The 14,795-nt window shown below is 55.6% G+C and carries 14 protein-coding genes; 11 read left to right on the top strand and 3 right to left on the bottom strand.

Going from position 1 to position 14,795, the window contains the following annotated elements; genetic code table 11:
* Positions 1-110: 110 nt before the first annotated feature.
* From purM to purD, 4 genes are read left to right on the top strand one after another with little or no spacing between them, the layout of a single operon-like run.
* Positions 111-1,151: a phosphoribosylformylglycinamidine cyclo-ligase gene (gene purM, locus CD000_RS14150; protein WP_021321602.1), complete on the top strand. Its 1,041-nt coding sequence runs from the start codon at positions 111-113 to the stop codon at positions 1,149-1,151.
* Positions 1,148-1,780 (top strand): phosphoribosylglycinamide formyltransferase, encoded by a 633-nt coding sequence (gene purN / locus CD000_RS14145; protein WP_011229775.1) that lies wholly within the window; start codon positions 1,148-1,150, stop codon positions 1,778-1,780. Before purM ends, purN begins: the two co-directional genes overlap by 4 nt.
* Positions 1,743-3,281, top strand: a complete 1,539-nt coding sequence (gene purH / locus CD000_RS14140; RefSeq protein WP_096225905.1) for a bifunctional phosphoribosylaminoimidazolecarboxamide formyltransferase/IMP cyclohydrolase — start codon at positions 1,743-1,745, stop codon at positions 3,279-3,281. The genes purN and purH overlap by 38 nt, the downstream gene beginning before the upstream one ends.
* 23 nt (positions 3,282-3,304) lie before the next feature.
* Complete coding sequence (purD, locus tag CD000_RS14135) at positions 3,305-4,597, top strand: phosphoribosylamine--glycine ligase (RefSeq protein WP_011229777.1); 1,293 nt, start codon at positions 3,305-3,307, stop codon at positions 4,595-4,597.
* Here the strand turns inward: purD and CD000_RS19610 are convergent.
* From CD000_RS19610 to CD000_RS14130, 3 genes are all read right to left on the bottom strand, one after another.
* On the bottom strand, positions 4,551-4,655 hold the full coding sequence (locus CD000_RS19610) for an EYxxD motif small membrane protein (protein ID WP_325048220.1): 105 nt from the start codon (positions 4,653-4,655) through the stop codon (positions 4,551-4,553). The genes purD and CD000_RS19610 overlap by 47 nt on opposite strands.
* Before the next feature lie 90 nt (positions 4,656-4,745).
* Complete coding sequence (locus CD000_RS18905) at positions 4,746-4,910, bottom strand: hypothetical protein (RefSeq protein WP_198962516.1); 165 nt, start codon at positions 4,908-4,910, stop codon at positions 4,746-4,748.
* Positions 4,907-5,152 carry a YgaP family membrane protein gene (locus CD000_RS14130; protein ID WP_011229779.1) on the bottom strand — a complete coding sequence of 82 codons (246 nt, stop codon included), beginning with the start codon at positions 5,150-5,152 and terminating at the stop codon, positions 4,907-4,909. The genes CD000_RS18905 and CD000_RS14130 overlap by 4 nt, the downstream gene beginning before the upstream one ends.
* 95 nt (positions 5,153-5,247) lie before the next feature.
* On the opposite strand from CD000_RS14130, the gene CD000_RS14125 reads away from it, so the two are divergent.
* The 7 genes from CD000_RS14125 to CD000_RS14095 all read left to right on the top strand — a co-directional run bounded on the left by CD000_RS14125 (position 5,248) and on the right by CD000_RS14095 (position 14,741).
* A complete protein-coding gene (locus CD000_RS14125) occupies positions 5,248-6,993 on the top strand; it encodes an adenine deaminase C-terminal domain-containing protein (protein ID WP_096225904.1) in 1,746 nt (581 codons plus the stop codon).
* A gap of 27 nt (positions 6,994-7,020) precedes the next feature.
* Entirely contained in the window at positions 7,021-8,040 is a 1,020-nt protein-coding gene (locus tag CD000_RS14120) for a DUF3048 domain-containing protein (protein ID WP_198962515.1), read from the top strand.
* Positions 8,041-8,132: 92 nt separating this feature from the next.
* The gene (locus CD000_RS14115; protein ID WP_014194772.1) at positions 8,133-8,468 is read left to right on the top strand and encodes a YerC/YecD family TrpR-related protein; all 336 of its coding nucleotides are present in this window, start codon (positions 8,133-8,135) and stop codon (positions 8,466-8,468) included.
* Between the two features lie 97 nt (positions 8,469-8,565).
* Positions 8,566-9,285, top strand: coding sequence for a heptaprenylglyceryl phosphate synthase (pcrB, locus tag CD000_RS14110; protein ID WP_011229783.1), 720 nt, complete (start codon positions 8,566-8,568; stop codon positions 9,283-9,285).
* Positions 9,286-9,313: 28 nt separating this feature from the next.
* Positions 9,314-11,488, top strand: coding sequence for a DNA helicase PcrA (gene pcrA, locus CD000_RS14105; RefSeq protein WP_096225902.1), 2,175 nt, complete (start codon positions 9,314-9,316; stop codon positions 11,486-11,488).
* A 20-nt stretch (positions 11,489-11,508) separates the two neighbouring features.
* Positions 11,509-13,521 (top strand): NAD-dependent DNA ligase LigA, encoded by a 2,013-nt coding sequence (gene ligA, locus CD000_RS14100; RefSeq protein ID WP_096225901.1) that lies wholly within the window; start codon positions 11,509-11,511, stop codon positions 13,519-13,521.
* Complete coding sequence (locus tag CD000_RS14095) at positions 13,518-14,741, top strand: CamS family sex pheromone protein (protein WP_096225900.1); 1,224 nt, start codon at positions 13,518-13,520, stop codon at positions 14,739-14,741. The genes ligA and CD000_RS14095 overlap by 4 nt, the downstream gene beginning before the upstream one ends.
* Positions 14,742-14,795 lie beyond the last annotated feature (54 nt).

Below are 14,795 nucleotides of genomic sequence, written 5' to 3'. Positions count from 1 at the left end.
ACCGGTGCAGCTGACGAATGTGGTGGCGCGTTTCCGCGAGAGAAACGCTGCGCAACAAGAGCGTCGCCTGGCGTCCTGAGCGTGATGGGCGGCGAAAAGGAGGAGTTGACGTGGCAAAGGCATACAAACAAGCAGGGGTCGACATCGAGGCTGGTTATCAGGCCGTCGCCCTCATGAAAGAGCACGTGCAAAAAACGATGCGTCCCGAAGTGCTGGGCGGGATCGGCGGGTTTGGCGGCTTGTTTGATCTATCCGCGCTTGGTTACCGCCAGCCGGTGCTCATCTCCGGCACGGACGGTGTCGGAACGAAGTTGAAACTAGCGTTTTTGCTTGACCGGCATGATACGATCGGCATCGACTGTGTCGCTATGTGTGTCAACGATATTATTGTCCAAGGGGCGGAGCCGCTCTTTTTCCTCGACTATATCGCTTGCGGCAAGGCGGTGCCGGAGAAAATCGCCGCCATCGTCAAAGGGGTGGCCGACGGCTGCGTCGAAGCCGGCTGCGCCTTGATCGGCGGGGAGACCGCGGAAATGCCAGGAATGTATGATGAAGATGAGTATGATTTGGCTGGGTTTGCGGTCGGCGTTGCGGAAAAAGAGCGACTCATAACCGGAGAGACGATCCAAGCGGGCGATGCGCTTGTCGGCCTGCCATCAAGCGGCCTTCACAGCAACGGCTATTCGCTTGTGCGCCGCATCGTGTTTGAACAAGCGAAATTGTCGCTTGATGAGATTTACGAGCCGCTTGATGTTCCACTCGGCGAGGAGTTATTGAAGCCGACGCGCATTTATGCGAAACTGTTGCGCTCTGTGCGCGAGCGGTTTACGATCAAAGGGATGGCGCATATTACCGGCGGCGGGTTGATCGAAAACATTCCGCGCATGCTGCCGCCGGGAATCGGCGCGCGCATTCAGCTCGGTTCATGGCCGATTTTGCCGATTTTTGACTTTTTGCGTGAAAAGGGCAGCCTTGAGGAAGAAGAAATGTTTTCCGTCTTTAATATGGGCATCGGCCTTGTGCTCGCTGTCAGTCCGGAAACGGCGGCTCCTCTTGTTGAGTGGCTTTCGGAACGAGGCGAACCGGCGTACATCATCGGCGAAGTGGCCGAAGGAGCGGGCGTGTCGTTTGCTGGAGGGGGCCGGGCATGAAGCGGCTGGCGGTGTTCGCTTCAGGAAGCGGCACGAACTTTCAAGCGATCGTGGACGCGGCCAAACGCGGCGATTTGCCGGCTCGTGTGGCGCTTTTGGTCTGCGACCGCCCTGGTGCGAAAGTCATTGAACGAGCGGCGCGCGAAAACGTGCCGGCGTTCGTGTTTTCCCCAAAAGACTACCCGTCCAAAGCGGCGTTTGAGAGCGAGATTTTGCGTGAGCTAAAGGGGCGCCAAATCGACTGGATTGCGTTGGCCGGCTATATGCGCTTGATCGGGCCGACGCTGCTTTCGGCTTATGAGGGGAAGATCGTCAACATCCATCCGTCGCTGTTGCCCGCGTTTCCGGGCAAAGATGCGATCGGCCAAGCGTATCGGGCTGGTGTATCGGAAACGGGCGTCACCGTTCATTACGTCGATGAGGGAATGGATACCGGGCCGGTCATCGCCCAGCGCGTTGTTCCGATCGTGCCGGGCGAGCCGATCGAGGCGCTTGAGGAGCGCATCCATCAAGTCGAACACGAGCTGTACCCGACGGTGTTGCGCATGCTGCTAGGGGAAAAGGAACAACAGGAAGAAAGGATCGAGAACGATGGCAGTGAAACGAGCATTGATCAGCGTGTCCAATAAGGAAGGCGTCATTCCGTTTGCGAAGCAGCTGGCTGAACTTGGCATTGATATCATTTCGACCGGTGGGACGAAACGAGCGCTTGAAGACGCCGGCGTTCCCGTCATTTCGATTTCCGATGTCACCGGCTTTCCGGAAATTTTGGACGGGCGCGTCAAAACATTGCATCCGGCCATTCACGGCGGCATTTTGGCGGTGCGCAGCGATGAGCGCCACCAAGCAGCGCTCGCAGAGCATGGCATTCGCCCGATCGATTTGGTCGTCGTCAACTTGTATCCGTTCCAACAAACGATCGCCAAACCGGATGTGACGCTCGCGGAGGCGATTGAAAACATCGATATCGGCGGCCCGACGATGGTGCGTGCGGCGGCGAAAAACTATGATGATGTCGCGATTGTCGTCGATCCAGCCGACTATCCGATGGTGATTGAAGAACTGAAAACGACCGGTTCGATCCAAGCAAAAACGCGGCAACAACTGGCGGCGAAAGCGTTCCGCCATACGGCGGCGTATGACGCGATGATTGCGGAGTATTTGACAAACCTCACCGGAGAGAACTATCCGGAAACGCTCACGGTCACGTATACGAAAAAACAATCATTGCGCTATGGCGAGAATCCGCATCAATCGGCAGCGTTTTATGCCAAGCCGCTCGGTGCGGCGTTCTCGATTGCCAACGCGGCACAGCTGCATGGCAAAGAGTTGTCGTACAACAACATTAACGACGCCAATGCGGCGATCAACCTCATTCGCGAATTTCAAGAGCCGGCTGTGGCCGCCATCAAACATATGAACCCGTGCGGCGTCGGCGTCGGCGCGACGCTTCTTGAGGCGTTTACGAAAGCGTACGAAGCGGACCCGGTGTCGATTTTCGGCGGCATTATTGCGGTCAACCGTGAAGTGGACAAAGAAACAGCCGAACGGATGCACGACATCTTTTTGGAAATCGTCATCGCTCCGTCATTCAGCGACGAGGCGTTTGCCATTTTGACGAAAAAGAAAAACATCCGTCTGTTGGCGCTTGATTTTACCGCGCCGGACGTCAAGGAAAAAATGCTCGTTTCCGTCAATGGCGGCTTGCTCGTCCAAGAGGCCGATACGTTCACGCTCGAAGACGCTGAATGGAACGTCGTTACGAAGCGCGAGCCGACCGAGGCTGAGCGCGAACAGCTTCGGTTTGCTTGGAAGGTTGTCAAACATGTGAAATCGAATGCGATTGTACTGGCCAAAAACGGGATGACAGTCGGCGTTGGCGCCGGGCAAATGAACCGGGTCGGCGCGGCCAAAATTGCGATCGAACAAGCCGGGGAACAGGCGGTTGGCGCCGTGTTGGCCTCCGATGCGTTCTTCCCGATGGACGATACGGTCGAGGCGGCGGCGAAAGCCGGCATTACCGCGATCATTCAGCCGGGCGGCTCGATTCGCGACGCGGATTCGATCCGCAAAGCGGATGAATACGGCATCGCCATGGTCTTCACCGGCGTGCGCCACTTTAAACATTAAGCGTGGCAAAGGAGAGGGAGACGATGAATGTACTGGTCATCGGACGAGGCGGGCGCGAGCACGCCATCGCCTGGAAAGCGGCGCAAAGCCCGCTTGTTGGCAAGCTGTATGTAGCGCCGGGAAACCCGGGCATCGCGGACGTGGCGGAACTGGTCCATATTGATGAGCTCGATATTGAGGCATTGGTGCAGTTTGCGAAACAACAGGCGATCGATTTGACGATCGTCGGGCCGGAAGCGCCGCTTGCTTCCGGCATTGTTGACCGTTTTATGGCCGAGGGGCTTCGCATTTTCGGCCCAAGCCAGAGGGCGGCGCTCATCGAAGGAAGCAAGGCGTTTGCCAAAGAGCTGATGAAGAAATACGGCATCCCAACGGCGGACCATGCGGCCTTTACGTCGTACGAAGAGGCGAAAGCTTATATTGAACAAAAAGGCGCGCCGATCGTCATTAAAGCGGACGGATTGGCCGCCGGAAAAGGCGTCACCGTCGCCCAAACGGTGGAAGAAGCGCTTGCCGCGGCGAAGGCAGCGCTTGTCGACGGACAATTCGGCACAGCCGGCAGTCAAGTTGTCATTGAGGAGTATTTAGAAGGGGAAGAATTTTCGTTTATGGCGTTCGTTAACGGCGAGAAGGTGTATCCGCTCGCCATCGCCCAAGACCATAAGCGGGCGTATGACGGAGACGAAGGACCGAACACCGGCGGCATGGGAGCCTACTCGCCGGTGCCGCAAATTTCGGATGAGATGATGGATGCCGCGCTAGAGGCCATTTTGCGGCCGGCGGCGAAAGCGTTGGCGGCGGAAGGACGGCCGTTTCTTGGCGTGCTGTACGCTGGATTGATGGCCACGGCAAATGGGCCGAAAGTGATCGAATTCAACGCCCGCTTCGGCGATCCGGAAGCGCAAGTCGTGCTGCCGCGTCTGAAGACCGATTTGGTGGAAGCGGTACTAGCGGTGATGGATGGAAAAGAGTTGGAGCTTGAATGGACGGACGAGGCGGTGCTTGGCGTCGTGCTGGCAGCTAAAGGTTACCCCGGGGCTTACGAGCGCGGGGCCGAAATCCGCGGGTTGGACCGAATTTCCCCTGATGCGTTGTTGTTCCATGCTGGCACCAAACGAGAAGGCGGCGCATGGTACACCAATGGCGGACGCGTTCTCCTGTTAGCGGCCAAAGGGGAGACGCTCGCAAAAGCGAAGGAAAAAGCGTACGAGCAGTTGGCGGCGATCGACTGCGACGGCTTATTTTACCGGCGCGACATCGGCCGGCGCGCTATCGAACGCGCCTCCGCCGCATATACACGTATGAAAGGGCGATAATGCCGCCGATTAACGCGGCCAATACGAACGACATATCGGTCATATACTCGAGCAGCATGGTGGTTCACTCCTTTGTAGTCGAAGGTGTCCCAAGTATGGGACACCTTTTTTGATGATGTTTGGCTAGTCCACAATGCCAAGCCGCAGATCATTTTGCTTTCTTCTCTTTCGTTAACAGTTGGCACTCTTCATTGGCCGTTTCGATACATAGCAGCACGTATCGCTCACGATGCGAAAAATGTTGCCGAATGACGGTGGAATGGAAGACATCGGCAAAAGCGGTGCGCAACGTCGGACGGATGTCCTCCCTCATGTCGGATTGACGACCGCTTCCTTTTCCTCTTCAAACAGCTGCCGGCGCTGCATATTGTCAAACAGGGCGGTCATCGGACAAAAACGGGTGATCCCTTCTCCGACTTTCATCGCCCCAAGCAAAGCGGCCCACAAATAGGATGTGCACCATGGCCGCCGGGCGAGGCGGGCGGTGGCCCAGGCGATGACAGTCAGGCCAACCGTGATGCGAATGAATGCGTTCACAATGCCGATATTCGCCATCGGTCTGTCCCCTCCTTATATTTTTATTGTGAAAGTCGCTTTTGTGCGTTAAAATGGTTATATGGAACGATTAGGAAACAAGGGACGGGGTGTCAATGGGCGAACAACGTTACCGATGGAAAGGCAGCGAACTGCGTGCACAAGCAGCGGTGATTGATGGCAAACAATCGCCGACGAAAGTATTGGTGAACGCCACATATTTGCATTCGTATTTTCGTGAATGGGTAAAAGGAAACATATGGATCCATGGCGACCGCATCGTGTATGCCGGAGAGCGTCTTCCTGATCGTGTCGACGAGGCGTGTGAGATCGTCGACTGCCGTGGGTACGTGCTCGTTCCCGGCTACATTGAGCCGCATGTTCATCCATTTCAATTATATAATCCCCATTCGTTTGCTCGTTATGCAGCGGCGCACGGAACAACAACGCTCATCAACGATAACTTGTTTTTGCTTTTGCAGCTCGATGATGAAGAGGCGCTTTTATTTTTACAAGAAATGAATGCGCTTCCAACGTCGATGTATTGGTGGTGCCGGTTTGATGGGCAAACGGAGCTCGAGCGCGAAGAGGAACAAGTGTCCAATGCTCGGATCAAGCGCTGGCTTGACCAAGAGGCGGTGCTTCAAGGCGGTGAGTTGACCTCATGGCCAAAAGTGGCGAGCGGCGATGACATCATCTTGTATTGGATGCAAGAAGCGCATCGGCGGCGCCGCAAAATTGAAGGGCATTTTCCGGGGGCGTCGGAAAAGACGCTTGTCAAAATGGCGCTCTTTGGCGCAGATGGCGATCATGAGGCAATGACAGGAAAGGAAGTGCGCATGCGCCTTTGGCACGGCTATACCGTCGCGCTTCGGCATTCCTCGATTCGCCCCGATTTGCCGGTGCTGCTTGAAGAGATGAAAGCGCTTGGCATCCGGCATTATGATAAATGCTTGTTGACGACGGATGGCTCGCCGCCGGCGTTTTATGAGAATGGGGTGATCGATTGGCTGATCTGCATCGCGATCGAGCATGGCGTGCCGGTGATCGATGCCTATGCGATGGCGACGATCAACGCCGCCCGCCACTACGGCATCGAGCATCTTCACGGCAGCATTGCCACCGGCCGCATCGCTCATATCAACTTTTTGCGCTCGGCTCACGATCCGACGCCGGCGCAAGTGCTCGCCAAAGGCGAATGGGTGAAGCGCGATGGAGAAGCGCCGCCTCTCTGGCCGGCGCCGGAATGGTCTCGGTTTGGCATTCGGCCGCTTTCGTTGTCATGGGAGCTTGAATGGGATGATTTGCAATTTTCGATGCCGATGGGGCTGCGCATGGAAAACGCCGTCATTTTAAAACCGTATTCCGTGTCGATCGATACGTCGCGCGATCGTTTAGGGCATGACCATGATGAGTGTTTTCTGGCCTTGTTTGACCGAAACGGCCGCTGGCGCGTCAATACGATGTTAAAAGGTTTTTCATCGGTGCTTGGCGGGCTGGCGAGTTCTTACTCGAACACCGGGGATTTGATTTTGATCGGCAAGCATAAGGAAGATATGATGCTCGCCTTCCGGCGGATGAAGGAGATCGGCGGCGGCATTGTGCTCGCTGAGGACGGAGAGATTTTGTTTGAGCTCTCGCTTCCTTTAGGCGGCATGATGTCCTCCTTGGAGGTGGATGAATTGATCAACGAAGAAAAAACGTTCGTCCGTTTGTTGCGCGAGCGTGGATATCCGTTCGAAGACCCGGTGTATTCGTTGCTCTTTTTGCAATCGACCCACCTGCCGTATGTGCGCGTCACCCAACGCGGCATTTATGATGTGATGCACAAAACGGTACTCTTTCCTTCGATAATGCGGTAAAATAAAAAAGGAAAGGTTGTGTGTCCATTGAAACATTGGCTGTTCGTCATCAGCTGCGCGGCATTGTTGTTAGGGGGCTGCACGACCAAAAGCGAGCCGAAGCAGGCTGAACCAGCCAAACCGGCTCCTCGGCAGGAGCAGCCGTCCAAGCCTCCGGCGGAGGAAAAACAAACGTTCCCGCTGACGGGGCTGCCGGCGAAAGGGAACATCCATCAACGGGTCGTCGGCGTGATGATCAACAATCACCCGAAGGCGCGGCCGCAATCGGGGCTTCGTGCGGCGGACATCGTGTATGAGGTGCTTGCCGAGGGCGATATCACCCGTTTGTTGGCGTTGTACCAAAGCGAATTGCCGGAGCGGGTCGGACCGGTGCGAAGCGCGCGTGATTACTATATTGACTTGAGTGAAGGCTACAATGCACTGTATGTATGTCACGGCTGGAGTCCGGAGGCGAAAGCGCGTCTTGAGGGAGGCGGAATCGACTATTTGAACGGATTGTTTTACGACGGCACATTGTTTCAGCGCGTCCCGTTCCGCAAGGCGCCGCACAACTCATACATTTCATTCGCCAACATCGAAAAAGGAGCGAAACAAAACGGGTATGCTTGGACGGACCACGTTGCCCCGCTATCGTTTCGCACCGATGAGCCGAGCGGCCAAAAGGTCGAGACGGTTCACATCGCCTATTCGCATCGCGCCTATGCCCAGGTTGAATACCAATATGTTCCTGAACAAAAGGGGTATTACCGGTACAGCGGCGGCGAGCAAACGATCGATTATGATACGCATAAGCCGGTTGTCGTGCAAAACGTCATGATTATCGCTGCCCGGCATCGAGTCATCGATAGCCACGGACGGCGCGACATCGACCTCGCCTCCGGTGGCAAGGGGTACTTGCTGCAGGGCGGCGTCATGCAGCCGATCGAATGGAAAAACGTCGACGGCCGGCTGCTGCCGTACCATAACGGGGCTCCGATCGGATTCGTGCCGGGAAAAACGTGGATCAATATCGTGCCGGAACTGGCGATCGTCCAGTGGAAATCATAACCGCCTTGTCTGTTGCAAGGCAAAGGGGCGGTGGATTCGCAGATTGGTTGGCTACAACATTTTTCCCGCCAAAACGCAAGGAGGAAGCAGCTATGCAAATTGACAAACTGCGCGGCAGAGAGTTGGATCAACTGTTTAAAGCGATTTTATCGCTGCGCGATTTAGAAGAGTGTTACCGTTTTTTTGATGATTTATGCACCGTGAATGAAATCCAGGCGCTCGCCCAGCGGCTCGAGGTCGCCCGCATGCTGCGCGAAGGATATACGTATCACAAAATCGAAACGGAAACCGGAGCGAGCACGGCGACGATTTCGCGCGTCAAGCGCTGCCTCAACTACGGCAATGATGCTTACGCCATGGCGCTCGATCGCATTAAAGAGGAGCAACAGCAAGAAGAGAAAGAAGCCGACGAAGCGGTCACAGACTGACGCGACAAGGAGATTCCTTCCATTTGCAAAGGAACTCCTTTTCTTTTTGCGGATTTGTTATAATGGAACAATGGAGACGGAGTGGAGGGTTGCCGCTATGGAGGAGATTCGCGCTTGGCGCCATGTGTTTAAACTCGACCCGAATAAACCGATTGATGACGAGCGCCTTGAGCGCCTTTGCGAGTCGGGAACGGATGCCGTCATCGTCGGCGGAACCGACGGGGTGACCATCGACAACGTGCTTGATTTATTGGCTCGCATCCGCCGTTTTTCGGTGCCATGCGCGCTCGAAGTCACCGACGTCGAAGCGCTGACGCCGGGATTTGACGTATATTTGGTTCCGATCGTGTTAAACAGCCGGCAGGCGGAGTGGATCATCGGCCGTCATCACGAGGCGGTGAAACAATACGGTGATATGATGAACTGGGATGAGATTGCCGCAGAGGGCTATTGCATTTTAAATCCGGAATGCAAGGCCGCCAAGCTGACGAGAGCCGATACGGAGCTTGACGTCGACGATATTGTGGCCTATGCCCGTTTGGCTGAGCATTTGTACAAGCTGCCGATTTTTTACCTTGAGTATAGCGGAGTTTATGGAGATCCGTCTGTCGTGGAAAAAGTGAAACAAGCGCTTGATCAGACGCAGCTGTTTTACGGCGGCGGCATCACAACTCCTGAGCAGGCGGAGCATATGGCGCGCTATGCCGATACGGTGGTCGTCGGCAACGCGATTTACGACGCGTTCGAACAGGCGTTGGCGACGGTGGCGGCGGTGAAGCAGATGGCTGGTCAACGCAACGGCGATGACGGAAAATAGAACATATGTTTTGTTGGTGGTGGACATGATGAATTTTTTATCGGAAAAGCTGCTTGCGCATTTAAACAAAGAGCAGCAAGAAGCCGTTAAAACGACAGAAGGCCCATTGCTCATCATGGCGGGAGCGGGCAGCGGAAAAACGCGCGTGCTGACGCACCGGATCGCCTATTTGATGGCGGAAAAACAGGTGGCGCCGTGGAATATTTTAGCCATTACGTTTACGAACAAAGCGGCGCGTGAAATGAAGGAGCGGGTGCAGGCGCTCTTAGGCGGGGCGGCGGAAGACGTGTGGATTTCGACGTTCCATTCGATGTGCGTCCGCATGTTGCGCCGCGACATTGACCGCATCGGCATCAATCGCAATTTTTCCATCCTTGACCCGACGGATCAGCTTTCGGTCATCAAAGCGATTTTGAAAGACAAAAATATCGATCCGAAAAAATTTGAGCCGCGGACGATTTTAGCGACGATCAGCGGGGCGAAAAACGATTTGCTCACGCCCGAGCAATTCGCAAAGCGGGCATCGACGTACTACGAAAAGATCGTCGGCGACGTGTATCAAGAGTATCAACAGCGCCTTCTCCGCAATCATTCACTCGATTTCGACGATTTGATCATGACGACGATCCACTTGTTTGACCGCGTGCCGGATGTGCTTCAATATTACCAGTATAAGTTCCAGTACATCCATATCGATGAGTACCAGGATACGAACCGCGCTCAATATACGCTGGTGAAAAAGCTCGCAGACCGGTTTCAAAATATTTGCGCCGTCGGCGATGCCGACCAGTCGATTTACCGGTGGCGCGGGGCGGACATTCGCAATATTTTATCGTTTGAGCGCGACTACCCGAACGCGAAAGTCATTTTGCTTGAACAAAACTACCGCTCGACGAAACGCATTTTGCAGGCGGCAAATGAAGTCATTGCGCATAACGTCAATCGAAAACCAAAGCGGTTGTGGACGGAAAACCCGGAAGGGAAGCCAATCGTCTATTATGAAGCGATGAACGAAGTGGACGAAGCGCAATTTGTCGCCCGCCGCATTCAAGAGGCGGTTGAGAGCGGGGAGCGCCGCTACCGCGATTTTGCCGTGCTTTATCGGACGAACGCCCAGTCGCGCGTCATCGAGGAAATGTTTTTAAAAGCGAACATTCCGTACCAAATCGTCGGCGGCTTAAAGTTCTATGACCGGAAAGAAATTAAAGACATTCTCGCTTACTTGCGCGTCATCGCCAACCCCGATGACGATTTGAGCTTGCTTCGCATCATCAACGTGCCAAAGCGTGGCATCGGCGCCTCTACGATCGACAAACTTGTCCGCTATGCGGCCGAGCATGAGCTGTCCTTGTTTGAAGCGCTCGGCGAGCTGGAGATGATCGGCTTCAGCGCGAAGACGGCCGGGGCGCTCGCCGCGTTTCGCGGACAGCTTGAGCAATGGACGCAGCTGCAAGAATACGTTTCGGTGACGGAACTTGTGGAGGAAGTGCTCGACCAATCGGGCTACCGCGAGATGCTCAAGGCGGAACGGACGATTGAAGCGCAAAGCCGGCTTGAGAACTTGGACGAGTTTTTGTCGGTGACGAAGCATTTCGAAAATGTAAGCGACGATAAATCGCTCGTCGCCTTTTTAACCGACTTGGCGCTCATTTCTGATTTGGACGAGCTGAATGGGACAGATCAGGCGGCCGAGGGCGATGCCGTCGTCTTCATGACGCTGCACGCCGCCAAAGGGCTTGAGTTTCCGGTCGTGTTTTTGATTGGCATGGAAGAAGGCATTTTTCCGCATCTTCGTTCACTGGAGAATGAGGATGAAATGGAAGAAGAGCGGCGGCTGGCGTATGTCGGCATCACTCGGGCCGAGGAAGAGCTCGTATTGACGAACGCGCAAATGCGGACGCTGTTTGGCAACATCCAAATGAACCGGCCGTCGCGCTTTTTAGATGAGATTCCCGCGCATTTGCTGGAGACGGTCTCGCGTGGGAAACCGTCTGTTTCCCGTTCAGCGTCCGCTCGCTTGCAGGCAGGCGGCGCCATCAGGGTGTGGAAAGTCGGAGACCGGGCGAACCATCGGAAATGGGGAATCGGTACGGTTGTCAGTGTCCGTGGCGAAGGTGACGACCAAGAACTCGATATCGCCTTCCCGAGCCCGATCGGCATTAAACGTCTGCTCGCTAAATTTGCGCCGATTGAGAAAGTATAGAAAGGAGAACGGGTGAACGTATGGACCGCCAACAAGCCGAACGGCGCGCGGCCGAGCTGCGCGAACTGCTGCACCGCTATGGCTACGAATATTATGTGCTCGACCGGCCGTCCGTCCCGGACGCCGAGTATGACCGGCTCATGCAAGAGTTGATGGCCATCGAGGAACAGTATCCGGAATTGAAAACGAGCGACTCGCCGACCCAGCGCATCGGCGGCCCTCCGCTTGAGGCGTTTCGCAAAGTGACGCATGTTGTTCCCATGATGAGTCTCGCGAACGCGTTTGACGAAGGGGATTTGCGCGATTTTGACCGCCGCGTCCGCCAAGAGGTCGGCGAAGCAGCGTACGTGTGCGAGTTGAAAATCGATGGTCTCGCTGTCTCCGTCCGCTATGAAGATGGTTATTTCGTCCAAGGGGCGACGCGCGGCGACGGAACGACCGGCGAGGACATTACGGAAAATTTGAGAACGATCCGTTCACTGCCGCTTCGGCTGAAGGAGCCGGTGTCGCTGGAGGCGCGCGGCGAGGCGTTCATGCCGAAAGCGTCGTTTTTGCGCTTGAATGAGGAGCGAAAAGCCCGAGGCGAGGAGCTGTTTGCCAACCCGCGCAACGCTGCGGCTGGCTCGCTCCGCCAGCTCGATCCGAAAGTGGCGGCGTCGCGCCAGCTCGATTTGTTCGTTTATGGTTTGGCCAATGCTGAAGAGCTTGGCATTGAGTCGCACAGCGAGGCGCTCGACTACTTACAGGCGCTTGGGTTTAAAGTGAATCCCGAGCGGCGGCGCTGCGCCAACATCGATGAGGTGATCGCCTTCGTCAACGAGTGGCACGAAAAACGGCCGCAGCTGCCGTACGAGATCGACGGCATCGTCATTAAAGTCGACTCGTTCGCCCAACAGCGGGAGCTTGGTGCGACGGCAAAAAGCCCGCGCTGGGCGATCGCCTACAAATTCCCAGCCGAGGAAGTGGTGACGACGCTCATCGGCATTGAGGTGAACGTCGGCCGCACGGGCGTCGTCACTCCGACAGCGATCTTAGAGCCGGTCCGCGTCGCCGGCACGACCGTGCAGCGCGCCACTCTTCATAATGAAGATTTTATACGGGAAAAAGACATTCGCATCGGCGATGCGGTCATCATTAAAAAAGCGGGCGACATCATCCCGGAAGTGGTCGGCGTCGTCGTCGACCGGCGCGACGGGGATGAAACGCCGTTTGTGATGCCGACGCATTGTCCGGAATGCGAAAGCGAGCTCGTCCGCCTAGATGGAGAAGTGGCGCTCCGTTGCTTAAACCCGAAATGCCCGGCCCAGCTGCGCGAACGGCTCATCCATTTTGCCTCAAGAGCAGCGATGAACATTGAAGGGTTGGGCGAAAAAGTCGTCACCCAACTGTTTAACGCTGGCCTCGTCCACGATGTCGCCGATTTGTACCGGCTGACGAAAGAACAGCTCATCGGTTTGGAACGGATGGGCGAAAAGTCAGCAACCAACTTGCTTGCAGCGATTGAGGCATCGAAGCAAAACTCGCTCGAGCGGTTGCTGTTCGGTCTTGGCATCCGCTACGTCGGAGCGAAAGCCGCCCAACTTTTGGCTGAGCATTTTGAAACGATGGAGCGGCTGGAAAAAGCGACGAAAGAGGAATTGATGGCCGTGCCGGAAATTGGCGAGAAAATGGCGGACTCGATCATCGCCTTCTTTTCCCAGCCAGAAGCGGCCGAGCTGCTCCATGAGCTGCGGCTTTACGGCGTCAACATGGCATACAAAGGGCTGAAGCGGGCGGCTGAAGCGCCTGCTGACTCCGCCTTCACCGGCAAAACGGTCGTCTTGACCGGCAAACTCGCGTCGATGTCGCGCAATGAGGCAAAAGAAGAGATTGAACGGCTCGGCGGGCGCGTCACCGGCAGCGTCAGCCGCAGCACCGACATCGTCATCGCCGGTGAGGACGCCGGATCGAAGCTGGAGAAAGCCCAGCAGCTTGGCATTGAGATTTGGGACGAATCACGATTTTTGCAAGAGATCAGCAGGGGGAAACGATGAAACGAATCTCACCACTTCGCAGTTTGGTTGCCTGCCGTTGGACGAATCGGGCCCGAAAGCGGTTGGCCGCTGTCGGCCTCGCTTCGATTTGTTTGTTGTCTGCGTGTGCGCCGAAGTTTGACAAAGGTGAGGAAGTCGTGCAAGACAAAGGCAGCAAACAGCAAGAAGCGGTCATCCCGAAATACAACATTCCTGATTCGTATTACCGCGTTGTCTTGCCTTTTAAGCCGTCCGGGGCGCGCGGGCGGGTCGTCAACGACGTCAACACCCGGCTTGATGTCGATGAATTTGAAACCGGGCTGATGCGCTTGGCATCTGAGCAATTTTCCCCGGATGAATATTTGTTTCAGGAAGGGCAATATTTGGACAGCGAAACGATCGGGCGCTGGCTCGCCCGCAAGCGGACGGACAGCCAGCTGAAGGCAGAGAAAATGAAACCGGAAGACAACATCGGCTTAAACCCGCCGATCAGCGACAAAGGAACGAATGAGCAAAAAAACAAACAAAGCCCGATTTACCTGGCCAGCATTTTGGAGCACGACTACTTAGTGAAAGTCGATAACGACAAGGTGAAGCTTGGTGGCGTCGCCATCGGCCTGGCGTTAAACTCCGTCCACTATTATTCGACCGAGCAAGGCTATCCGCGGGAGGTCAAAATCAAAGACGATGTCATCGAACGGGAAGGAAAGCGGATCGCCGCCGAGGTGCTGAAGCGGCTGCGGAGCATGAAAGGGCTTGGGAACGTGCCGATTACGATCGCCCTGTACAAACAAGCGCCCCGTTCATCTGTTGTTCCAGGCTACTTTTTCGCCGTCGCCCATGTCGATGAAGGAAGCAGCGCCATCGATGATTGGGAGGCGGTGAACGAGGAATATTATTTATTCCCGTCTGATGAGGCGGAAGAAAACCACCGCGACGACTGGCTGAAATTCAACAATTTTAAATCAGACGTTGAGGACTTTTTCCCGAACTACACGGGCATCGTCGGCAGAGGGCTGTATGTCAACGACCAGCTTCAGAAGTTAACGATCAACATTACGATGCCGTTTTACGGCAAAGCGGAAGTGATCGGCTTTACCCAATACGTGACCGGCTTGGTGATGGAAAAATTCCCGGACTACATCACCGTCAACGTCTACATCGCCTCGGCCGGCCAGCCGGAAAGCCTCATCGTGCGCCAGGCGAAAGCAGACGAGCCGTTTGTGCATATTTATCAATGACAACGTGCCACATCCCCTCTGGACGAGCCAGAGGGGATGTGTTTTTTGCGATGT

The organism is Geobacillus sp. FJAT-46040 (assembly GCF_002335725.1).
GTDB classification, from domain to species: domain Bacteria; phylum Bacillota; class Bacilli; order Bacillales; family Anoxybacillaceae; genus Geobacillus; species Geobacillus thermoleovorans.
The sequence above is the reverse complement of the archived record's forward strand: the minus strand, read 5'-3'. Positions and strand labels throughout refer to the sequence as shown.

Excerpts from the sequence above, each read along its gene's own strand:
- CD000_RS14130 (WP_011229779.1), bottom strand. The coding sequence starts at position 5,152 with ATGGCGAATATCGGCATTGTGAACGCATTCATTCGCATCACGGTTGGC.
- ligA (WP_096225901.1), top strand. The coding sequence starts at position 11,509 with ATGGACCGCCAACAAGCCGAACGGCGCGCGGCCGAGCTGCGCGAACTG.
- CD000_RS19610 (WP_325048220.1), bottom strand. The coding sequence starts at position 4,655 with ATGCTGCTCGAGTATATGACCGATATGTCGTTCGTATTGGCCGCGTTA.
- CD000_RS18905 (WP_198962516.1), bottom strand. The coding sequence starts at position 4,910 with ATGAGGGAGGACATCCGTCCGACGTTGCGCACCGCTTTTGCCGATGTC.
- CD000_RS14095 (WP_096225900.1), top strand. The coding sequence starts at position 13,518 with ATGAAACGAATCTCACCACTTCGCAGTTTGGTTGCCTGCCGTTGGACG.
- CD000_RS14115 (WP_014194772.1), top strand. The coding sequence starts at position 8,133 with ATGCAAATTGACAAACTGCGCGGCAGAGAGTTGGATCAACTGTTTAAA.
- pcrB (WP_011229783.1), top strand. The coding sequence starts at position 8,566 with ATGGAGGAGATTCGCGCTTGGCGCCATGTGTTTAAACTCGACCCGAAT.
- pcrA (WP_096225902.1), top strand. The coding sequence starts at position 9,314 with ATGAATTTTTTATCGGAAAAGCTGCTTGCGCATTTAAACAAAGAGCAG.
- purD (WP_011229777.1), top strand. The coding sequence starts at position 3,305 with ATGAATGTACTGGTCATCGGACGAGGCGGGCGCGAGCACGCCATCGCC.
- purN (WP_011229775.1), top strand. The coding sequence starts at position 1,148 with ATGAAGCGGCTGGCGGTGTTCGCTTCAGGAAGCGGCACGAACTTTCAA.
- CD000_RS14125 (WP_096225904.1), top strand. The coding sequence starts at position 5,248 with ATGGGCGAACAACGTTACCGATGGAAAGGCAGCGAACTGCGTGCACAA.
- purH (WP_096225905.1), top strand. The coding sequence starts at position 1,743 with ATGGCAGTGAAACGAGCATTGATCAGCGTGTCCAATAAGGAAGGCGTC.